The following is a 19,668-nucleotide window of genomic DNA, read 5'->3' as shown; positions in this document are numbered from 1 at the left end:
GTCAGGCGGCCCCGCGGACGTGCGACCAGTCCTGGGCGGCCACCCAGTCGTCGAACGTGTGCCAGCCGACCTCGGGGTAGGCGGTGCGGAGCGCCGCCGGGTCGACGTCGAGCCCGACCGTGTCGAAGTAGGCGAACATGGCCGCCAGGTCCTCGCCGTAGCCGCGCGCGATCTCGTCGGGGACCCGCTCGAAGGTGACCGGGCGGCCGACGGCGCGCGCGAAGGTGCCGGCCTGTTCGAGGGGCGTGCGCTCGTCGCCGGCGATGTCGACCCGGACCCGGGCGAGCCGGTCGGGCTCGGCGAAGGCGAGCGCGGCCATGCCGGCGATGTCGGCCGCGCACACCAGCGCCACGGACCGGTCGGCGGACAGCGGCAGGGCGAGGCGGCCATGGCGGAGCAGCCCGGCGGACCAGCCGCCGGCGTAGTTGTCCATGAACTTGCCGGGGCCGAGCACGGTCCAGTTCAGGTCGGTGCCGGCCAGATGCCGCTCCACCTGGTACTTGCTGTCGAAGTGCGGCACGCCGGTCGCCCGGTCGGCGTGCGCGACGGAGCTGAACACGAGCTGGCCGACCCCGGCGCGCACGGCGGCGTCGACCGCGGCGCGACCCTGCCGGACCTCGGTGGCCGGGTCGGTGCCGAACGGGGTGCTCATCAGGAACAGGGCCCGGCTGCCGCGCAGGGCGGCGTCGAGCGAGCCGGCGTCGTCGAAGTCGGCGGGCACGACCTCGGCACCCCGGCGGCGCAGCTCCCGGGCGGCGGGCGATTCCGGGGTACGGGTCAGCGCGCGGACCGGCTGGCCACGGTCGAGGAGGAGGCGGGCGAGCGCGCCGCCCTGGACGCCGGTGGCACCGGTCACGGCGATGGGGGATGTCATTTGCATGTGCAAAGCTTGCAGCTGAAAACGTATCGCTGTCAAGTGTAGGGTGGAGCACGTGAGCCCAGACCTGAACGACGCGCCCTGGCCCGACGTCGACGTCGCCGACAACCACGCGGAGGTGCTCGCCGCGTGGCTGACCGTCCAGCGGGCCGTGGAGGCCGTCGCCACGGCGATGACCGCCCGGATGCAGGAGGAGGGCGACTGCACCCTGCTGGAGCACCAGGCCCTCTACCGGCTGGCGACCGCGCCCGGCCGGCGGCTGTCGATGCTGCGGCTCGCCGACGCCCTCGCCACCAGCCCCAGCGGGGCCACCCGGGTCGTGGAGCGGCTGTTCCGGCGCGGCTGGGTCGCCCGCGAGCAGCCGCCGGACAACCGGCGGCAGACGGAGGCGGTGCTGACGGCCGAGGGGTACACGGCGCTGACCGAACGCACGCGGCCGGCGTACCACCGGGCGCTCGCCGAGTGTTTCGGCGACCTGCTGTCCACGGCGGACCTGGCGGAGCTGCGCGGGGTGGGCCGCGCCCTGCTGGCCGGCCACGACCTGCCCGACCAGCACCGCTACCCGGACTTCCAGCAGCCGGAGCCCCGTCCGGACGACGCGTAGGGCCGGTCGTCGGCGCCGGGCAACTCCGACCGTGCGGAGTGCGTGAAAGTGATGTGGAACACACCGATTGGGGAAGACGCTCCTCTATCCACTGGATACGTTCGAAGTGTCCACAGAAGAGCGCAAGGCTTGCTCAATGAGGAGGAACCATGCTGAAACTCGCATCCCGAGTGGCCATCATGGTCGCAGTCACCGGCGGCGTCGCCCTGGCCATGGGCGGCGTCGCCCAGGCCGACCCGGGCCGGTCCGTCAACCCGCCGCAGCCCGGCACGGCGTCGGCTGCCACGGGCTCCCTCGCCTCGATCCGGGCCTACTGTGAGGACGGCACCCGGATCCGGTCCAGCGCGCCGAGCGGCACGGTGCTCGGCCTCTGTTACAACTCGCACAACGTGAGCGCGCACTGCAAGCCGAGCCCCGCGCACGGCTACTGGGTGCGGATCACCGACAACACCACGCGCGTGAGCGGCTGGGTCAACGGCAGCCTGGTCAAGGCCGTCGGGTGGGAGACCCTGCCCAACTGCTGACACCGGGTGTCCGTCCACGGGGACGGCACGGCACGACCGGGGCCCGACCTCCGTACACCGGAGGTCGGGCCCCGCCCCCGTTCTCCCGCGACCTGCTACCGGTGCACGTCCACGGCGATCCGCGACGGTCCGGTCAGCGTGGACGTGGTGACGGAGTGGGCGCCCCGGATGCCCACGCCCACCCGGAGGTCGCCCTCGAAGTCGCAGGTGATCGCGTACCCGGTGACGTACGGCAGGCTCAGCACCTTCTGCCACGCGCCGGGGAAGGTCGTGTTGCCGTTCTCGTCGTGCGCGCTGGCGTCGATGTCCAGCTCGACGAACGAGGTGCCGGGGAGGTTGACCGGCTTGCCTGAGCCGCAGTGGGTCAGCTCGGACACGGGGGTGACCCCGAACCCCGGGACCGGACCGTCGAAGTCGAGCACCACCCGGTCGAAGTCGGGGTGCGAGCCCCAGCGGATGTTCGTCAGGTGGTTGGCCGTCGTGTCGGTGCCCCCGCCGACCGCGTGCGCGGCGGGGGAGGCGGCGGTGAAGGCCAGGAGCGCGGTGCCGAGCACGGCGGCGGCACGGACGGCGGTGGCCTTGCGGACGGAGCGTACGGACATGGGTCCCCCCGGGATCTGTTGGTCGCCTGCGTTGCGTACCCCCTAAGGACGCTCTTAGCGCTCCAAAGGTTGCAATAGAGGTATTGCCGACCTCACCCGGGGCGCGCGAAGGCCGCTCCACCAGGCGATCCGGTGGAGCGGCCCGTGTCCGCCCAGGGTCTCAGCTGGTCTCGCCGGCCACCGAGAACGAGCGCAGCCGGACGGAGGCGTAGTACGTGGCGAGCACGGCGAGGACGACGGACATCGCGACCGCGACGGCCACCGACAACGGGCGCTCCATCAACGGGGTCCCGCTGAGGCTCTGCGCGAAGGTGGCCACGTACTTCTGCACCGACAGCACCTTCGCCCCGGACACCAGGTTCGTCAGCAGGCCCTCCCAGACCAGCACGTAGACCAGGCCGAGTAGCACCGGCCGGCGGCTGACGACGCTGAGCGCGAGGAACAGCGCGCTGTAGACGGTCGCGCCGATCGCCGCGCCGCCCGCCAGGCCCGCCCCGAGCCGGGGACCGTCGATGACCGCCCCGACGACGAACATCGGCACCGCCGTCACCAGCGCGCTGACGCCGCTGGCCACCACGAGCTTGGACAGGATGATCCGCCAGCGCGGGATGGGCTTGGTCAGGATGTGGATCACGGTGCCGTCGTCGATCTCGGAGCCGAGCACGCTCGCCCCGATGATCAGCGACATCAGCGGGACGACCGCGGTCATGCCGAGGCCGACCACGACCGCGGTCACCAGGTCCTGGTCGCTCGCGCCGAGCGAGACGGCGAGCCAGGTCAGGCCCATGAGGATCAGGGGGGCGGGGAGGAGCAGCAGGAACCGGCGCCGGCCGAACAACGCCCGGAGGGTCAACGCGCAGATGGTCAGGTTCATCGGGGGCTCCTCAGGCCGAGACCAGGTAGGCGAAGACGCTCTCGAGCGACTCGTCGGACGGTACGAGCTGGCGGACCCGGATGCCCTCGGCGAGCGCCACCTTCGGGAGCTGGCGGGTGAAGGTGCCGTAGTCGCCGGCGTGCACCGTGAGTTCGTCGGTGCCGAGCGACACCCCCGTCACCGCAGGGGAGGCGATCAGCGCCGTGGCCAGGCGGCGGTCGTCGGTGGAGCGGATCACGAACACGTGCGGGCGGTGCGTCATCAGCCGCCGGATCTTCCGGAAGTCGCCCGAGGCCGCGAGCCGGCCGTTGACGATCACCTGGACGGTGCCGGACACCTGCTCGACCTCCTCCAGGATGTGCGAGCTGAACAGGATCGTGCGGCCCTCGTCGCCGAGGGAGTGCAGCAGCTGCATCATGTGTGCCCGCTGGCGCGGGTCCATGCCGTTGAACGGCTCGTCGAGCAGCAGTACCGCTGGGTCGTGCACGAGCGACGCGGCGACCCGGGCGCGTTGGCGCATGCCCTTGGAGTACGTGCCCAGCCGGCGGCCGGCCGCCTCGGTCATCTCCACCAGGTCCAGCGCGCGCCGCGCCGCGCCCGCCGGGTCGGCGAGTTTGTGCAGCTTGGCGCTGGCGTGCACGAACTCCCAGCCGGTGAGGTGCGCGGGCACCGACTCGCGCTCGGCCACGAGGCCCAGGTCGCGGTACACGTCGGGGTTGCGCCAGGTCGGGTTGTCGCCGAGCAGCACCTCGCCCTTGGAGGGCGCCAGGAAGCCGGCCATCATGTGCAGCAGCGTCGTCTTGCCGGCGCCGTTCGGGCCGAGCAGGCCGGTGACGCCCGCGCCGAGGCTCATGGTGATGTCGTTGACGGCCACCACGTTGCCGTACCAGCGGGACACGCCCCGCAGGTCGACGGTCAGAGGGGTGGTCATAGCGACACCTTCCGGTAGCGGGTGATCAGCGCGGTGACGAGGGCGGCGACCAGCGCGACCGCGCCGATGCCGTAGTAGATCCGGTAGCCGGGGTCCACGTTGGCGTCCCCCTTGCCGAACAGGAGCTCCTGGAGGCCGTCGACCAGGCCGTCCGGGCTGATCATCAGGGAGAGCTGGCCGATGGCACCCTGGGCGAGCTCGTGCGGGATCTGCGCGATCGGCACCAGGACCAGGAACACGGCCGCGATGGCGCCGGCCGCGAACGCCCGCTTGCTGGCCAGGGAGGCGATCAGCAGCGCGATGCTGCCGTGGATGACGGCGACGACCGCGATCATCGTGTACCCGCCGAGCAGGCCCCGGACCTCGGCCCACACGCCGGACACGTCGGGGACGGAGAACGCGGCGGCGATGCCGACGATCGTCAGCGGCCCGGCGACCAGGAGGAACACGGCGGAGATCACGGCTGCCAGCTTCGCCAGCGCGTAGTCCGTGCGGCGCAGGGGACGGGAGAAGTACAGCGGCAGGGTCTTGTTGCGCAGGTCCCGGGACACCAGCTCGGGGGCGACGACGGCGAGGAAGATGATGACGATGACGCGGGCCACCTGCTGGAACTCCTGGTACCCGACGATCATCTCCCCGGTCTGCGCGCGGACCGCGGCCACGACCACCGCGAACGCGCCCAGCAGCCCGACCATGATCCAGGGGAAGATCTTCGCCTTCGCCGACCGGCCCAGGCCGAACGCGGACCGCAGCCCGTGGGTGTAGAGCGACCTCGCCACGTACAGGCGGCCGAGGTTCGCCCCCTCGTAGCGCCGGTAGCCGATGTCGTGGATCCGGCTGCCGCCGGTGTCGACCGCCTCAGACATGGTGGGCCTCCGGCCGGGGGGTGGTGGTCGAGCTGTCGGCGAACAGTTCCGCCACCCGGTGCCGGCGCTGGTCGAGCCGGTGCAGGGGCAGGTCGAGGTCCGCGACGGTCCGCAGGATCGTGTCGTAGGTGTCCTCGGTGTCCAGGCGCACGAGCAGCACGTGGCCGTCCACCGTCAGGGACAGGTTCCGGGCGGTCAGCGCGGCGATCAGCTCGTCCGTGCCCTCGGTGACCTCGACGACGAGGACGTCGTAACCCGTGGTCATGGCGTCGACCCGGTCGGCGCGCAGCAGGTGCCCGCGCTCGATCGCGATCAGGGTGTCGCAGATCCGCTCCACCTCGCCGAGCAGGTGGGTGCACACGACGACCGAGATCCCGAACTCCGTACCGATCTTGGTGATCAGGGTCAGCATCGCGTCCCGGCCGGCCGGGTCGAGCCCGTTGGTCGGCTCGTCGAGCAGCAGCAGGTCCGGGTCGTGCACGAGCGCTTGGGCGAGCTTGACCCGCTGCTTCATGCCCGTGGAGTAGCCGCCGATCGGACGGTAGCGCTCCTCGTAGAGGCCGACGTGCCGGAGCGCCTCGGACGCGCGCTCGCGGGCGGCGGTCGGCGGCAGGCCGCTCATCCGCGCCATGTGCGTCACGAACTCGGCCGCGATCATGTCCGGCGGCAGGCAGTCGTGTTCGGGCATGTAGCCGACCCGCGCGCGGACCTGGTCGGCCGCCACGGTCGGGTCGAGGCCCAGGACGCGCACCGACCCCTCGGTGGGCTCGAGCAGGCCGAGCAGGATCTTGATCATCGTGGACTTGCCGGCGCCGTTCGCGCCGACCAGTCCGATCACTCCGGGCTCGACCGCGAGCGTCAGGTCCCGCAGCGCGGTCACCCCGCCCGGGTACGCCTTGGTCAGGCTTGTCGTCTCAATGAGTGGCACACCGGCACGGTACGCGGCCGGGAGCGTTCCCGTCCTCCGGTGGAACCCTGATTTTCACCCTGTGTCACCGGCCGGGCGGAGGCGGGCCCTCGAAGGGTACAAAGAAAGTCATGGTTATGTATATTCGGACAATGGCCACCAGTCATGCTTTGTCTACTGTCCACGCGCGCCTCCGCCGTCGCGCCCTGACCGTCGCCCGCCTCCTGGTCGCGAGCCTGAGCGCCTCGCTCGCCACCTCCACCGCGCCCGCCCAGGCGGCGCCGCCCGACTTCGTCTCCGGGCACGGCATCGAGGTCCGCAACGTCTGGCACAGCACGCCCCGGACCTACGTCGTCAACATCCACACCAACTCGGTCGACACCCGCGCGATCTCCTGGACCCACCACGACGTGATCGTCACCCTGCCGGAGAACTACGACCCGAACCTCGCCTACCCCGTGCTGTACCTGTACCACGGCCGGGCGCAGGGGCCCGGCAACTGGCACAACGAGGCCAACATCGAGGCCGTCACCCGGGGGTACCCGATCATCACGGTCGCCGCCGAGGCCGGCTGGGCCGGCTGGGGGACCAACTGGGTCAACCAGTCCGCCGGCGTCCAGCAGTGGGACCGGTTCCACCTGGACGAGCTCATCCCGTGGGTCGACCAGAACCTCAACACCATCCGGGCCCGGGAGGGGCGCGCAGTGGCCGGCTTCTCGATGGGCGGGTTCGTCGCCCTCCGGCACGCGACCCACCGCCCGGGGTTGTTCCGGATGGCCGTCGGCATGTCCGGCGGATACCACCTCGAGGACCAGCGGATGCGGACCGCCGTCACCGCCCCGCTGCCGGAGAAGGGACTGCCGCTCGACGGCCCGTTCGGCGCGCCCTGGGACGGGTCGTGGGGCTTCAACAACCCGTGGCACCGGGTCTCCGCGCTCAGCGGCGTGCACACCGTGCTGTACGCCGGCACGCGGCACGACGACCTGCTGGAGGCGCAGGCCCACCGGCTGACGTACGAGTTCCACCAGCACCTGCTGGCCAACGGGATCGGCAACAGCTGGATGGTCGAGTACGACTGCGGGCACTGGATCGAGTGCGCCGCCCGCAACGGGCTCGGCCGGGAGCTGCCGGTGATGATGGACGTGCTCTGGCACCCCTGACCAGCGGTTGACGTGTCCGGGGTGGGCGGTCGGTGGCCGCCCGCCCCGGTTGTTAGCGATCTGTGAGCGCCCCCGGCGAGGATCCGGGCGGGGAAGCGATCAGCTCCCCGCCCACCCCACCCGTGAGGGAGCGCACCACCGATGAGACGACGACGCACGACCTCGCTGTTCGCCGCCGCCGCGACGACCATCAGCCTGGTACTGGTCAGCGCGCCGCAGGCCGGCGCCGCGCCAGCGTCCGAGACCGAGATCCAGGCCCAGCTCTACCTGGCGTACGCGCCCATGATCTACCTCGCCCAGGACGAGACGAAGCGGCCGACCAACCCGCAGGCCTTCATCGACCACTCCGCCCTCGGCTGGTCGCACGACGCCTGCCCGGACCACCAGATCGCCGGACTCGGCGCGGTCAGCTCCTACGCGCTGGGGCCGGGCGTCTACGAGCACACGACGTCCAACTCCGTGTGCCAGCACAGCAACACCACCTACCGCAGCAACCAGGACGTCCGGCCGCACGACTCGCCGGAGGGGATGTACCTCGACCTCGACAACGCCCAGCGCGGCATGGGCAGCGTCCGCGCGGAGCTGTACTACGACTACCAGAAGGGCGACCACATCACCTACTGGTTCTTCTACGCCTACAACGACGGCCCGGCGGTGCAGAACCACGAGGGCGACTGGGAGCGGATCTCGATCAAGCTCAGCGCCACCAACCAGCCGGTGACGGTCGCCTTCTTCGGCCACGGCGGCTCGTGCGTCCTGAGCTACCCGTCCGTGACGAGGATCGGCACCCACCCCGTCGGGTACTCGGCGCTCGGCACCCACGCCACCTATCCGAGGGTCGGCACCCACCCGACCAAGTACGGCTTCAAGGACACCACGAGCAAGGGTGAGGCCTGGGCGACCTACACCCGGCCGATCCACAACGTCAAGGACATGCCGTGGTACGGCTACGGTGGCGCCTGGGGCGAGGTCGGCCAGTTCAGCGACACCACCGGTCCGCGCGGTCCGAGCGCGTTCAAGAGTCCCACCCCGTCGAGCTGGACCTCCCCGGCCTGCTTCTGACGGCCCGGGCCCGGCGACGCGGGTCAGCGGCCCCCGGTGGGGGGGCCGCGCCGAACGGGGGATCCGCGTCGCCCCGGTCGCCTCCCGCCCGGGGGTGGAGGCTACCGGTCAGGCCGGCTGGTCGGGGGTGAGGAACACCGGGAGGCGGAGGCACGCCTCGTCGAGGTCCAGTCCCTCCACGGTGTCCCGCCACCGCCGCCGGTGCTCCCGCGCGGCGTCCGCGTCGCCGAGCCGCTCCGCCGCGAGTTCGAGGCGGGCGTGGGTGCGGGCGCTCTCCAGGTGCGCGCCGGTGGAGTCCCAGCTGTCCAGCGCGAGACGCAGGTGCCCGGCCGCCGCGCCGGGGTTCCCGCGCAGCAGTTCGAGGTCGCCGAAGGCACGGTGGATGTCCGCGGTGGTCCCGAGGTCGCCGGCGGCCGCGAACACCTCCAGCGCCGCGCGGAGCAGGGGCTCGGCCGCGTCCGCCCGGCGCAGGTGCAGGTCGACGTAGGCCAGCCGGAAGCGGGCGTAGGCGGCGACGATCGCGTCGTCGAGGTCCACGGCGGTCGCCAGCGCCCCGGACAGCACCGTCCGGGCCTCGGCGTGCCGGCCCGCGCCGGTCAACAACGTGCCGTAGGTGAGCGCGTGCATCGCCGCGATCCGGGGAATGCCGCCCGCGCGTTCCAGGTCGAGGGCCTCGCGGGCCGGTGGCAGCCCCTCCGCGTACCGGCCGAGTTCGCCGTAGCTGGCCGCGAGCCCCGCCAGCGCGGACGTGCGCCCGAGGAGCGGCACCCGGTCGTCGCAGGCCGCGACCGCCCGGTGCTGCCAGTCGAGCGCGGCCCGGAGGTGCCCCAGGCGGCGGGAGACCATCCCGGCCCGGTTCAGCGCCCGCTGGAACAGGACCACGTCGCCCGTGCGCTCGGCGACGGCCAGCTCCTCCCGGGTGAGTTCGGCCAGCTCGTCGAACCGGTCGTGGCGGGCCGCCGTGGAGATGACCGCGCCCAGCATCCACCCGAGCAGCTCGTCGGTACCGTGCGCGCGGACGCAGTCCAGGGCCGTCCGCAGCACCCGCTCCCAGTCCTCGTAGCCGCGCGCGTCGAAGTAGCCGCACAGCCGCAGGGCGAGCCGGCCGGCCTCGTCGGCCAGGCCCAGCGCGACCGCCTCGTCCACCGCCGCCACCAGCTGGGTCCGTTCCCGGTCGAACCAGTCCGCGGGCGACGCCTCCACCGCCTCGTGCGCGGCTTTGGGCGCGGCGGGCGCCGGGGAGCCGAGGCCGCTGAAGTGGCCGGACTGCAGGAGGTCGTCCGCGCGACTGGCCAGGTCGAGCCACGCGGCCACCAGCGCGGACCGGACCTCCCGGTGTCCGGGCCCGTCGGCCAGGGCCCGCTCGTGCGCGTAGTCGGCGACCAGGTCGTGCATCCGGAACCGGGTCTGGCCGACGATGTCGCGGTCCAGGCGCTCGATCAGGTGCACGTCCACGAGCCGGTCGACCAGCTGCGGACGGTCACCGGAGAGCTGGTCCAGGACCCAGGCCGGATGTTCGGTACCGGGGAGCGCGCCCAGCCGGGCGAACAGCCGCCGCTCGTCGGGTTCGAGGGACTCGTCACTCAGCGCGATGGTCGCCCGCACGTCGAGGTCGCCGACCGCGAGTTCGTCCAGCCGCCCGCGGGCCGTGGACAGCCGCGCCCGCAGCTCGGCGAGCGGCCGGTCGGGGCGGGCTGCGGCCCGGGCGGCGCTGATCGCGACGGCCAGCGGCAGGTTCCCGCAGGCGGCGACGATGGCGGCGGCGTCGGCGCGGTCGGCGGGCGACCGGTCGGGGCCCGCGATCGAGGCGAACAGCGCCAGGGCGTCCTCAGCGGACAGCTCCGGCACGGTCCACCGGGCGGCCCCGATCAGGCCGGCCAGCCGGGCCCGGGACGTCACCAGCACGGCACTGCTCGCCGAGCCGGGCAGCAACGCCCTGACCTGCTGCTCGGTGCCGGCGTCGTCGAGGAGCACCAGCACCCGGCGGTCGGCCAGGTGGCTGCGGTACAGGCCGGCCCGCTCCTCGGGATCCGTCGGCACGTCCTGGGACACCCCGAGCGCGCGCAGCCACCCGGTCAGCACGTCCGCCGGGTCGACGGGGGAGCGGGTGCTGCCCCGCAGGTTCGCGTACAGCTGCCCGTCCGGGTACGCCTCGCCCAGCTCGTGGGCCACCGCCACCGCCAGGGAGGTCTTGCCGATCCCGCCGGGCCCCACCAGCAGGCTCACCGGCACCGCCACGCCCGGCCTGCCGACCGCCCCGGCGATCCCGGCGGAGAGCGCGCGCCGGCCCACGATCTCCAGGGGCAGTGGCGGGAGCTGGCGGGGGATCAGCCGGGTCACGGCCGAACTCTCCGGGTCCCGCCCGACCAGGATCCGCTGGTGCAACGCCCGCAGCGCCGCCCCGGGCTGCACCCCGAGGTCCGCGGCGAACCGGCGGTAGACCTCGCGGTAGACCCCGAGCGCCTCGGCGCGCCGCCCGGCCGAGACCAGGGCGAGCATCCGGATCTCGTGCAGGCGCTCCTTGTACGGGTGCTCGGCCACCAGGGCCGGCAGCGCCGTGAGCACCTCGTCCGGCCGGCCCAGCGCGAGCCGGCTCTGCAGCAGCAGCTCGTAGGCCCCGAGCCGCTCCTCGTTGACGGCCAGGCGCGTGGTGGCGGCCCACTCCCCGGCCACGTCGGCCAGCGTCGGACCCCGCCACAGCCCGAGCGCCCCGGTCAGCAGCGTGACCGCCCGCTCGTGGTCGGCGCCGCTGGCCGCCGAGCGGGCGCGCTCCAGCCCCATCCGGAACTCGGACAGGTCGAACGGGTGGCAGCCGAGCCGCAGCTCGTAGCCCAGCGGGCGGGTGTGCAGCACGTCCTCGCCGGGCGTGGCCCGCAGCCGCCTGCGCAGCGCGCTCACCGCGTTGTGCAGCTGCGCCTTCGCGGTCGGCGGCGAACCCGTGCCCCACAGTACGTCGATCAGGCGGTCGGTGCTGACCATCCGGTCCGCGTTGAACAGCAGGACGGACAGGATCAGGCGCTCGCGCCCGCTGCCCGCGCCGAGGTCCCGGTCGTGCGCGTGCGCCCGGACCGGGCCGAGCACTCCGAACCACATGAAATCGACGATAGCCGACTGGGCACGCGCGGGGCCGGGCGGCCACTCGCGCCCGCCCCGGTGGGGCACCCGTGACTACTGGTCGGCGGCGAGCGCGGCCAGCCGGTCGAAGGTGTCCACCAGTACCCGTCGGCGGTCGGTTCTGTAGTCGGGTTTCGGGTCCAGGCCGTCGATCGTCGCGTCCCACACGGCCACGAACGTGTCGCGCCACCCGGTGATCTTCTCCGGCTCGGGCAGCGTGACCCCGACGTGGTTCTGCTCGGCGAGGACGCGGAGCAGCTCCAGGTTGCAGGGGACGGCCACGCCCCAGTACTCGTCGGGTTCGAGGCCCACCGGGTCCCCGGCCATCGCGGCCTCCACCTCGTCGAGCAGGCGCCCGGCCAGCTCCGACAGGTGGTCGGCCGCCGTGTCGCTGTCGAAGTTGCCACTGCCCCAGGTACCCATCGAACCTCCGTGTGCCGGTCGTCGAGCGTGAGTGTGCCGCAGGGGTCCGACAGTTTCCGCTAGGCGACCCGCCGCCACTGCGAGGAGCGCTGCTTGCTGGTGAAGTTCAGGACGTCGCCGGAGCAGCTGATCTGGCTGCCGCCCGCGGCGACCTCCATGGCGATCTGACTCTGCCGCCGATCGTCGATGTACAGCGTGACCGTGCCGTCCACCTTCGGGTTGGCGGTGTACAGGTCCTTGCCGTCCACCCGGTACGTGAACTCGATCGTCCCGTGCGCGACCACCTTGTACTGCTGACTGTTGGCCACCCCGGTCTCCGCCCGGTTGGTGTAGACGTGCACGCCCGTACCATCGGCGCGGAACTGCTGGGTCGTGTTCGTGTCGCCCCGCATCACCATCTTCACGCCGTTGATCTCCCAGTCGGCCTGCTCGGACTCGACCTGCCAGGTGCCGACCAGACAGTCCTGCATGCCGGGCGGGGTGGGGGAGGGCGTCGGCGAGGGGGCCGGAGAGGACGTCCGCCCGGTCGGCGTCGACTTCGTCCCCACCGGCGTCTTCGGCCGGGTGAGCGCGTAGGCGGTTCCGGCGACCAGCAACAACCCGGCCACGCTCCCGGCGACCAGACCCCAGCGTCTCCGCCGCGACGGCGGCGGCGCGGATGCGGCCGGCAGCTCCAGCGACACCGGCTCGGGATGATGCGGTTCGGTGCGCACCGCCCCCTCGGCCACGGCGAGTTCCGGCTGGTCGATGGCGCTGGGGGCGAGCCCGAGCGCGCGGTGCAGCAGGGTGGCCGCGAGCGGGATCCGGCTGGAGCCGCCGACCAGGAAGACCCCGTGCAGGTCGGCGGTGCCCACACCGGAGTCGGCCAGGGTCCGCCGGGTGGTGTCGACGGTGCGGAGCAGCAGCGGGCCGGCGACCCGTTCGAAGGCCTCCCGGTCCAGGACGAACTCCTCGTCGACCAGCGGCACGTGCACCAGCGCGCTCGACGCCCGCGACAGCATCTCCTTCGCGGTGCGGGTGTCGTCCCACAGCACCCGGCTCGCGCGCCGGTCGGCGTCCGTGGCCGGTCGCAGGAGCCGCTGCCAGAGCTCCGGATGCGTCCGGCCGTACCGCTCGCCGAGGTGCGCGATCAGCGCCGCGTCCACGTCCAGCCCACCGACGTCCGGCAACCCGCCGGCGGCGAGCACGTCGAACCCGTCGAGGGTGCGCCGGACGATCGCGGCGTCGAAGGTGCCGGCGCCCAGGTCGTACACCATGGCGGGTGCGCCCAGCGGCACACCGCTGCCGGCGGCGGCGAAGTGACAGGCCGCGGCGACGGGCTCGGGCACCAGCCGGGGGTACTGGAACACCTGCCGGGCCGCCGCGAGCAGCACCTGCTGACGCGGCTCGGCCCACCCGGCCGGGTACGTGAGCACCGCGTGCCGGACAGGCTGCTCCGCGATCCGGTCGGCCTCGGCCCGGACCCGGGCGAGCACCGCGGCGACCAGGTCGGACGTGCGGTACTCGGCCGCGCCGAGCAGGACCACGCCGTCGTCGATCCGGCGTTTGGGATGGGGCTCGAAGCAGTCGGGCCGGGCCCGCGCGGCGTGCTGCGCGTCCCGGCCGACGACGAGTCCACCGGGCGCCGCGAACACGGCCGAGGGCAGCAGCGGCGAGCCGTCGAACAGCACGGGCCGGGTGCGGCCGTCGGGCCAGCGGAGAACGGAGACGGTGTTGGTCGAGCCGAAGTCGAGCCCGAGCAGGAAGACGCGCACGCGTTCATTAGAACGGCGGCGGTCCCGGCTGGGATCTCAGAAGAGTGTCAGGTTGCCGGGGCTAGAAGTCCTCGCCGCCCCCGTCGAACATGTCCTCCATGATCTCCCCGGCCACGTACCCGCCGACGAGGCCGGCCGCCACACCGCCGACGACGGCCCCGGCCCCGCCGCCCCGGTGGCCGCGGCCGTGGTGGCGGTAGCCGTGCCCGCCCTGACCGTAGGCGCCGCGCGCGGGGACGCGGGTCAGGATCGTGCTCTGCAGCCAGCCGTCGATGTGCGCGGCCCAGTCGGTGCCCGCGGTGTCGGCGTGCGGGACGTGGAAGGAGAAGTACACGTCGTGGCCGCCGGTGAACAGGCCGCCGCGCTTGTCGACCTCGACCACCACGTCCACGCCCGCCGGGCTGGTGATGAAGGTGACCTCGGCCTCGTTGAGGGCGTGGGCGTAGGCGGGCCCGGCGTAGTACTCGATCTCCTGGTAGAACGGCAGGGTCTGCCGGCTGCCCCGGATGTGTCCGGCCTCCAGGTCGGCCTTCTTGAACCGGAACCCGAGCCGGCCGAACGCGGCGAGGACCGCCTCGTGCGCGGGCAGCGGGTGCACGCTCACCTCGTCGAGGTCGCCCTTGTCGATGGCGGCGGCGATCGCCAGCTCAGTGCGCACGCCCATCACCATCCCGCGCAGGCGCTGCCCGTCGTGGACGTGGGTGATCGGGGTCTCCCACGGCACGGGCATCGTGAACGGCACGGACTGCCGCTCGCCGGCCCTCAGGGTGAACCGACCGGTCACGGGCAGGCGGTGGAACTCCACTGTGCCCGAGTGGTCGTCGCGGTCGACCCGGGTGACCAGACTCAGGGTGACGTGTTCGATGTCGACATCGACCGTGCCACCGGTGATGTTCACCTGACCTGCCAGGTCCAGGCCCGGGCGGGTGTTGGGATTGGTCAGCACGGTGTCGACCGTCGGTGCTCCGACGCCGATCTTGCTGAGCATCTTCTTGAAGACAGCCATGATCACTAGACTAACACCTGCGACTGTATGGTTGACGGGACGTGTCCGCCCGACTGCGGAGAGGAGGTGAGGGTGGTGAACACCCTTCTCAAGATCGGCGAACTGGCCGCCCAGGCCGGGGTGTCGAACCGCACCGTCGACTTCTACACCACCTCCGGCCTCCTCGCGCCGGCCGGACGCAGTCCGGGCGGCTTCCGGCTGTACGAGGCCGCGGCCGCCGACCGGATCGCCACGATCCGCCAACTCGAGGCCCACGGGCTGACCATCGACCAGATCGCGACCGCGCTCAGGGCCCCCGCGGCGCCGGTCCTGACCGCCTCCCTCGGCGACCTCGACCGGGACCTGCAGACCCTGCGCACCGTCGCGGGGGACACCGGGGACGAGGTCGGCAACCTGGTGTCGGCGCTCACCGCGCGCGCCCACGCCCTGATCACCACCGCACTCGAGATCGCCGGAGCACTCCCGCCCCCGTGACCGGTAGTCGACGCGTGAGGATCCGCCATGCCTACTGACGATCCGCTCCTGCGGTGGGCCACCCGCCCCACCGCCCGCACCTTCACCTACCGCGACGCCACGGCGGTCGCCGTGCCCGCGCTCCTCGGCCGCGACCGCCTGGTGCTGGCCGGACCCGCCGAGCGGCTGGCCGTCCTCGTCCCCGGGGTGCTCGCCGACGTCGGGTCCGGGTTCCGTCCCATCGGCGACGCGGCGACCCTCACCGCCCTCTGCCGGGACAACGCCCGGCTGCGGCTGGTGGAACTGGTCAACTGGATGCACACGACCACCCCGCCCCGGGTCGTCGGCGCCGCGACCTGGTTGGACGGCGGCGGCAACGCCGTGGCCCGGCTCCTGGACGCCGCGTGGCCGTCGTCCCGGGCGCGACCGGGCGGGCCCGGCGTACGCCGGTGGGCCGGGGCCCGCGACCGGACGGGCCGGCTCCTGGCGGTCGCGGCGGACGCGTGGAGCTCCGAACAGGTCGGGTTCCTCGCGGGCCTGGCCACCCATCCCGACGGCCGGTCCCGGGGCTTCGGCCGGGCGGTGTGCTCGTTCGTGCTGCACGAACTCGTCACCGGGCACGGGGCCGCGGCCCTGGTCGTGAACCGGTCGTACGTCCCGGCGATCCGGCTGTTCGGCAGCCTCGGCATGAGCACCCGCCTGCTGGCCACGGCCCGCCTCCTCTGACCGGCCACTGAGGAACGTGTCCCGGCGAACGGGCCAGCTTGCTAGGATGCTCTAGGTGTTGTGACACAGGCCCCGCCCGGCGGGCTGTCGTGAGGAGCGACCATGGTGACCCTCGACGTCCCGCGCGCCCAGGTCCTTGCGTACCGGGTGGCCGCGCACCAGTTCGACCGCTCGATCCCAGCACCCCGGGACCTCGACGTGCTGGACCTCGGCGTGCAGGACACCCCGTACGGCTCGGCCCGGATCGCGCTGTCCGCCCGCACCGGCGGAGCGCCCCGGACCGACGGGGCGCCCGACGCCCTCACCCTGCTCTGGGCCGCCCGGGGCGCGCCGACCCTGCACCGCACGGCGGACCTGCCCCGCCTCGCCGCCGCGCTCTGGCCGCTCAGCGACGCCGACGCGACGACCCGGATCGCCAGTACCGCGATCAGGGACGGGGCGAAGCTGGGGGTCGCGGCGTTCCGGGCCGCGGCCGAGGCCATGCACGACGTGGTGCGGGCGAGCTTGCCGAAGGGCGAGGTGAGTACCGCGGTCAGTGCCCGGATCCCGGCGTCCCTGACGTTCTGGTGCGCCACCTGCGGCGCGCAACACATCTCCGGCGCGCTGTTCCAGCAGGTCGGGCTGTTCGCCGGGGTCCGCCTCGACCTCACCGACGGCACGGCGCTCGCCCCGGTGCCGGGCTGGCCGGGCGTGCCGTCCGAGGCGCGCGGCACGGCCGACGTCCTGGCCACCTACCTGCGGCTCCTCGGCCCTGCGACACCGACGGAGGCCGCGAAGTTCCTCGGCACGACGGCGGCCCGGATCAAGGGCGCCTGGCCGGGGGACCTCACCGAGGTGCGGGTCGACGGCAGGAGCGCCTGGCTTCCCGGGGACGCGGTGGCCGCGCTGCGCGACGCGCCGAAGCCCCGGGTGGTGCGGCTGCTCCCGCCGCTGGACCCGTATCTCCAGGCCCGCGACCGGGATCTCCTCGTGCCCGACAAGGCCCGGCAGTCGGCGGTGTGGAAGGCGATCGGCGGCCCGGGCGTGGTGCTGGTGGACGGGGAGGTCGCCGGCACGTGGCGCGGCAGGCTCGCCGGGCGCAAACGCCTCGACGTCGAGGTGGTGCCGTTCGCGCCGTGGCCGGCCCGGGTCACCAAAGAGGTCGGGGCCGAGGCCGTCCGGGTGGCCGAGGTCCGGGGCGTCCCCGACCTTCGGGTCACCGGCCACTGAGGCGCGATCTCAGCGGTGTCCGACGCCGGCGCCCCTGGTCCGACCGGGTGCGGCCGACGACGATCAAACCCATGATCATTCGACGGGTACTGCCGGAGGACCTGCCCGCCCTCGCCACCCTGTGCGCGGCCCACGCGGACTTCGAACGCGCCGGCCCCGTCGCACCGGACCTCGCCGACCGGCTGGCGGGCGCGCTGTTCGGCACGGGCCGGCTCGGCTGCCTGGTGCTCGCCGGGGACGGCGCCCTCGGCGGGTACGCCACGTTCAGCCGGGAGTACTCGACGTGGGCGGGGGCGGAGTACACCCATCTGGACTGTCTGTTCGTGGTGGCCGGGCACCGGGGCGGCGGGTGGGGGCGCCGGCTGTTCGACGAGGTCGCGGCGCTCGCGGACGGGGAGTTGCAGTGGCAGACCCCGGAGTGGAACACCGACGCCCAACGCTTCTACGCCCGCCTGGGCGCCCGCTCCGCACCCAAGGTCCGCTACACCCTGCCCCGGCCCTGACGGCATGCAGCGCCGACCCTCCGCCGCACCACCCCGACGCCCGACGCGATCCGCCACGGGACCCGTCCGACCGGAGCCGACAGTGAACGGCGCGTCGCGGCCGGGTCGGACGCCATGGGACCCGCGCCCGATCGGAGCCGACGCACGCGACCCGCTGCCGCGAACGGCGACGGGCCGGTCCGCGCCTCCTCGGAGACGCGTGCCGGCCCGTCGGGCGTTCGCGGACTAGTTGTCGCGGAGCTTGCGCCCCTGGGCGTCGGTGCCGCCGTTGACGAGGATCAGGATGCCGTCGATCAGCGGCCACAGCCCGCCGAGCCCACAGGTCAGCCAGGTCACGGCGATCTGCGCGATCGCGATGTTGACGTGTCCGGTGTAGAACCGGCCGACCCCGAACCCGCCCAGGAAGATCTGGAGGAGGCCGGCGACGAGCTTGCTCTTGTCGGACAGGATCTCCCCGGTCATCGGGTCGACCGGGTAGCCGTACTGCGGGCCGCCGGGGTAGCCGGGCTGCGGCTGGGGCGGCGGGGTCTGGCCGTAGGGCTGTCCGGGGGGCGGCGTGCCGTACGCGGGCGGCACCGAGCTCACCGGAGGCACCGGGCCCGCTGTGCCGTAGGACGGCGGCACGGAGGTCGGCGCGGCGGGATACTGCTCCGGCTTGGGCGCGGAGTCGTCAGAGGATGGGAACGTCACGGGATCAGCCTAACCGAGGAACGGTGCGCGGACATCGGGTAAAACCCCTGGTGCCCGTACGGGCAACGGGCGATGCCCGCGGGCGGGCCCCCGGGTCAGTGGCCGAACTGGGCCTCCAGCGCGGCCCGCCGGGCGGTGACCTCGTCGGGTTCGTTGCCGTACACCAGGATCTGCAGGGTGCACGCGGTGACGGGGGCGTCGGTGCGCAGGCTGTCGTGGCCGGCGACGACGAGCAGGCCGCCCCGGCGGAGCGCCGGCTTCAGCGCGGTCAGCAGGTCGGCGATGGGTCCGGTACCGGACAGTTTCGCGGACTCGGCTGGCAGGTCCAGCGCGTGCGGCCGGATCGAGTTGAGCGCGAGCAGCGGGATGGAGCCGCTGGTGATCCGGAAGTTCAGGTCGAGGACCACGAGCTGGCCGTCCTCGGACTGGGCGCAGTCGAGGCTGCACAGGCCCCGGTAGCCGACGTCGGCGGCGCGCTGGGCGATGGCCAGGCACTCGGTGAGCAGTTCGAACGGCGGGGCGTTGACGAGGCCGAACTTGCCGCCCGCGTAGATGCCGGCGTCGTCGATGCGCTGTTCGGTGACGGCGAGCAGCCGGGCGCGGCCGTCGGGGCCGGTGTGCAGCTGGATGCCCCAGTTGCGCTTGATCCGCAGGTACTCCTCGATGACGAACTCGGGGAGGACGGTGGCGAAGGCGGGCAGGGCGACGGGGGTGCCGGCCTCGTGCAGGTACACGTCGAGGCTGCCGCCGTGCGCGGCGTTCGTGGCGGCCTTGAGCACCCAGGACTTCTCGGCCGGGGCGGCGTCGAGCAGCTCGGCGCGGGTGACGACGCTGCGCCGGGCCTGGAACCGGGGGTCGACCAGGGTACTGATGCTGGCCTTGTTGTTGAGGTAGCCGACGAGGAGCGCGGTCTTCACCGTCCGCGCGTCGGGGCACAGGTCGGTGGGCTGCGGGTACTCCATCGAGATCAGCAGGCCGTCGGACATCGCCTCGGTGACCCGGGTGGCGAACTCGGCCTCGGTGCGGAACTCGCGCAGGTCGGTGCCGACGGGCAGGCCGCCGTCGCGCATGGCCGCGAGGAGTTCCGGGTCCGTGCCGCCGGCGCTGCAGATCACGGCGGTGTCGTCGGCGACGGCGAGCGGGCGGGCCGACAGCGCGTCGCGGGTGTGCCGGTGCGCGCTGGCGAGCACGCCGGACTCGACCACGGGGCGGGCGCAGACGGCGACGCCGGGGCCGTACACGTCGGTGAGGGTGCGGGGGGAGTCCAGGGCGTGCGACCGGGGCGGGGAAAGGGTGATGGCGTGTCTCCTGTGGGGTCGGCACGTCCCGGCCGGTGGGCTGGTGCGTGGGCGCGGCGGCCGCGGTGGCGGAAACCGGGGAAAA

At 73.3% G+C, this 19,668-nt stretch carries 20 protein-coding genes; 8 read left to right on the top strand and 12 right to left on the bottom strand.

Translation table 11 applies throughout. From position 1 onward, the window contains the following. Position 1: 1 nt before the first annotated feature. Complete coding sequence (locus PT931_RS18855; RefSeq protein ID WP_456247040.1) at positions 2–880, bottom strand: NmrA/HSCARG family protein; 879 nt, start codon at positions 878–880, stop codon at positions 2–4. A 52-nt stretch (positions 881–932) separates the two neighbouring features. Here PT931_RS18855 and PT931_RS18850 point away from each other — a divergent pair, with 52 nt between their 5' ends. Both PT931_RS18850 and PT931_RS18845 read left to right on the top strand, forming a co-directional pair. After that, positions 933–1,481 (top strand): MarR family winged helix-turn-helix transcriptional regulator, encoded by a 549-nt coding sequence (locus PT931_RS18850; RefSeq protein WP_456247039.1) that lies wholly within the window; start codon positions 933–935, stop codon positions 1,479–1,481. Positions 1,482–1,630: 149 nt separating this feature from the next. Next, positions 1,631–2,005 (top strand): hypothetical protein, encoded by a 375-nt coding sequence (locus tag PT931_RS18845; RefSeq protein WP_456247038.1) that lies wholly within the window; start codon positions 1,631–1,633, stop codon positions 2,003–2,005. 95 nt (positions 2,006–2,100) lie between these two features. Here PT931_RS18845 and PT931_RS18840 read toward each other — a convergent pair whose 3' ends face one another. From PT931_RS18840 to PT931_RS18820, 5 genes are all read right to left on the bottom strand, one after another. Then, a complete protein-coding gene (locus PT931_RS18840) occupies positions 2,101–2,607 on the bottom strand; it encodes an AMIN-like domain-containing (lipo)protein (RefSeq protein ID WP_456247037.1) in 507 nt (168 codons plus the stop codon). Positions 2,608–2,767: 160 nt separating this feature from the next. Beyond that, a complete protein-coding gene (locus PT931_RS18835) occupies positions 2,768–3,481 on the bottom strand; it encodes an ABC transporter permease (RefSeq protein ID WP_456247036.1) in 714 nt (237 codons plus the stop codon). 10 nt (positions 3,482–3,491) lie between these two features. Beyond that, the gene (locus tag PT931_RS18830) at positions 3,492–4,412 is read right to left on the bottom strand and encodes an ABC transporter ATP-binding protein (RefSeq protein ID WP_456247035.1); all 921 of its coding nucleotides are present in this window, start codon (positions 4,410–4,412) and stop codon (positions 3,492–3,494) included. After that, entirely contained in the window at positions 4,409–5,278 is an 870-nt protein-coding gene (locus tag PT931_RS18825) for an ABC transporter permease subunit (RefSeq protein WP_456247034.1), read from the bottom strand. Before PT931_RS18825 ends, PT931_RS18830 begins: the two co-directional genes overlap by 4 nt. Then, positions 5,271–6,206, bottom strand: coding sequence for an ABC transporter ATP-binding protein (locus PT931_RS18820; protein WP_456247033.1), 936 nt, complete (start codon positions 6,204–6,206; stop codon positions 5,271–5,273). The genes PT931_RS18825 and PT931_RS18820 overlap by 8 nt, the downstream gene beginning before the upstream one ends. A gap of 131 nt (positions 6,207–6,337) precedes the next feature. On the opposite strand from PT931_RS18820, the gene PT931_RS18815 reads away from it, so the two are divergent. Both PT931_RS18815 and PT931_RS18810 read left to right on the top strand, forming a co-directional pair. After that, the gene (locus PT931_RS18815) at positions 6,338–7,345 is read left to right on the top strand and encodes an alpha/beta hydrolase (RefSeq protein ID WP_456247032.1); all 1,008 of its coding nucleotides are present in this window, start codon (positions 6,338–6,340) and stop codon (positions 7,343–7,345) included. Positions 7,346–7,486: 141 nt separating this feature from the next. Beyond that, entirely contained in the window at positions 7,487–8,407 is a 921-nt protein-coding gene (locus tag PT931_RS18810) for a hypothetical protein (RefSeq protein ID WP_456247031.1), read from the top strand. Positions 8,408–8,515: 108 nt separating this feature from the next. On the opposite strand, the gene PT931_RS18805 is transcribed toward PT931_RS18810, so the two are convergent. From PT931_RS18805 to PT931_RS18790, 4 genes are all read right to left on the bottom strand, one after another. Next, positions 8,516–11,500, bottom strand: coding sequence for a BTAD domain-containing putative transcriptional regulator (locus PT931_RS18805; RefSeq protein ID WP_456247030.1), 2,985 nt, complete (start codon positions 11,498–11,500; stop codon positions 8,516–8,518). 75 nt (positions 11,501–11,575) lie between these two features. Further along, a complete protein-coding gene (locus PT931_RS18800; RefSeq protein WP_456247029.1) occupies positions 11,576–11,944 on the bottom strand; it encodes a DUF4259 domain-containing protein in 369 nt (122 codons plus the stop codon). A gap of 59 nt (positions 11,945–12,003) precedes the next feature. Further along, the gene (locus tag PT931_RS18795; protein WP_456247028.1) at positions 12,004–13,698 is read right to left on the bottom strand and encodes an Hsp70 family protein; all 1,695 of its coding nucleotides are present in this window, start codon (positions 13,696–13,698) and stop codon (positions 12,004–12,006) included. A 61-nt stretch (positions 13,699–13,759) separates the two neighbouring features. Then, on the bottom strand, positions 13,760–14,704 hold the full coding sequence (locus PT931_RS18790; protein WP_456247027.1) for a sporulation protein: 945 nt from the start codon (positions 14,702–14,704) through the stop codon (positions 13,760–13,762). Between the two features lie 75 nt (positions 14,705–14,779). Between PT931_RS18790 and PT931_RS18785 the strand changes: the two genes are divergently transcribed. The 4 genes from PT931_RS18785 (at position 14,780) to PT931_RS18770 (ending at position 17,595) form a co-directional block, all read left to right on the top strand. Further along, positions 14,780–15,178 (top strand): MerR family transcriptional regulator, encoded by a 399-nt coding sequence (locus tag PT931_RS18785; RefSeq protein ID WP_456247026.1) that lies wholly within the window; start codon positions 14,780–14,782, stop codon positions 15,176–15,178. 27 nt (positions 15,179–15,205) lie between these two features. Beyond that, a complete protein-coding gene (locus PT931_RS18780) occupies positions 15,206–15,883 on the top strand; it encodes a GNAT family N-acetyltransferase (RefSeq protein WP_456247025.1) in 678 nt (225 codons plus the stop codon). A gap of 102 nt (positions 15,884–15,985) precedes the next feature. Next, positions 15,986–17,092, top strand: a complete 1,107-nt coding sequence (locus tag PT931_RS18775; protein ID WP_456247024.1) for a DNA glycosylase AlkZ-like family protein — start codon at positions 15,986–15,988, stop codon at positions 17,090–17,092. Positions 17,093–17,163: 71 nt separating this feature from the next. After that, positions 17,164–17,595 (top strand): N-acetyltransferase family protein, encoded by a 432-nt coding sequence (locus tag PT931_RS18770; RefSeq protein WP_456247023.1) that lies wholly within the window; start codon positions 17,164–17,166, stop codon positions 17,593–17,595. Between the two features lie 225 nt (positions 17,596–17,820). Here PT931_RS18770 and PT931_RS18765 read toward each other — a convergent pair whose 3' ends face one another. Both PT931_RS18765 and PT931_RS18760 read right to left on the bottom strand, forming a co-directional pair. Then, a complete protein-coding gene (locus PT931_RS18765) occupies positions 17,821–18,285 on the bottom strand; it encodes a TM2 domain-containing protein (protein WP_456247022.1) in 465 nt (154 codons plus the stop codon). Positions 18,286–18,380: 95 nt separating this feature from the next. Beyond that, positions 18,381–19,526 carry a hypothetical protein gene (locus PT931_RS18760; RefSeq protein ID WP_456247021.1) on the bottom strand — a complete coding sequence of 382 codons (1,146 nt, stop codon included), beginning with the start codon at positions 19,524–19,526 and terminating at the stop codon, positions 18,381–18,383. Positions 19,527–19,668 lie beyond the last annotated feature (142 nt).

It is taken from the genome of Longispora urticae (genome assembly GCF_053902585.1).
The sequence above is the reverse complement of the archived record's forward strand: the minus strand, read 5'-3'. Positions and strand labels throughout refer to the sequence as shown.

What these genes read in the sequence shown, in the direction of transcription:
- PT931_RS18855 (WP_456247040.1), bottom strand. Translation starts at nt 880, where the DNA reads ATGCAAATGACATCCCCCATCGCCGTGACCGGTGCCACCGGCGTCCAG.
- PT931_RS18845 (WP_456247038.1), top strand. Translation starts at nt 1,631, where the DNA reads ATGCTGAAACTCGCATCCCGAGTGGCCATCATGGTCGCAGTCACCGGC.
- PT931_RS18840 (WP_456247037.1), bottom strand. Translation starts at nt 2,607, where the DNA reads ATGTCCGTACGCTCCGTCCGCAAGGCCACCGCCGTCCGTGCCGCCGCC.
- PT931_RS18835 (WP_456247036.1), bottom strand. Translation starts at nt 3,481, where the DNA reads ATGAACCTGACCATCTGCGCGTTGACCCTCCGGGCGTTGTTCGGCCGG.
- PT931_RS18830 (WP_456247035.1), bottom strand. Translation starts at nt 4,412, where the DNA reads ATGACCACCCCTCTGACCGTCGACCTGCGGGGCGTGTCCCGCTGGTAC.
- PT931_RS18825 (WP_456247034.1), bottom strand. Translation starts at nt 5,278, where the DNA reads ATGTCTGAGGCGGTCGACACCGGCGGCAGCCGGATCCACGACATCGGC.
- PT931_RS18815 (WP_456247032.1), top strand. Translation starts at nt 6,338, where the DNA reads ATGGCCACCAGTCATGCTTTGTCTACTGTCCACGCGCGCCTCCGCCGT.
- PT931_RS18810 (WP_456247031.1), top strand. Translation starts at nt 7,487, where the DNA reads ATGAGACGACGACGCACGACCTCGCTGTTCGCCGCCGCCGCGACGACC.
- PT931_RS18805 (WP_456247030.1), bottom strand. Translation starts at nt 11,500, where the DNA reads ATGTGGTTCGGAGTGCTCGGCCCGGTCCGGGCGCACGCGCACGACCGG.
- PT931_RS18800 (WP_456247029.1), bottom strand. Translation starts at nt 11,944, where the DNA reads ATGGGTACCTGGGGCAGTGGCAACTTCGACAGCGACACGGCGGCCGAC.
- PT931_RS18790 (WP_456247027.1), bottom strand. Translation starts at nt 14,704, where the DNA reads ATGGCTGTCTTCAAGAAGATGCTCAGCAAGATCGGCGTCGGAGCACCG.
- PT931_RS18780 (WP_456247025.1), top strand. Translation starts at nt 15,206, where the DNA reads ATGCCTACTGACGATCCGCTCCTGCGGTGGGCCACCCGCCCCACCGCC.
- PT931_RS18775 (WP_456247024.1), top strand. Translation starts at nt 15,986, where the DNA reads ATGGTGACCCTCGACGTCCCGCGCGCCCAGGTCCTTGCGTACCGGGTG.
- PT931_RS18770 (WP_456247023.1), top strand. Translation starts at nt 17,164, where the DNA reads ATGATCATTCGACGGGTACTGCCGGAGGACCTGCCCGCCCTCGCCACC.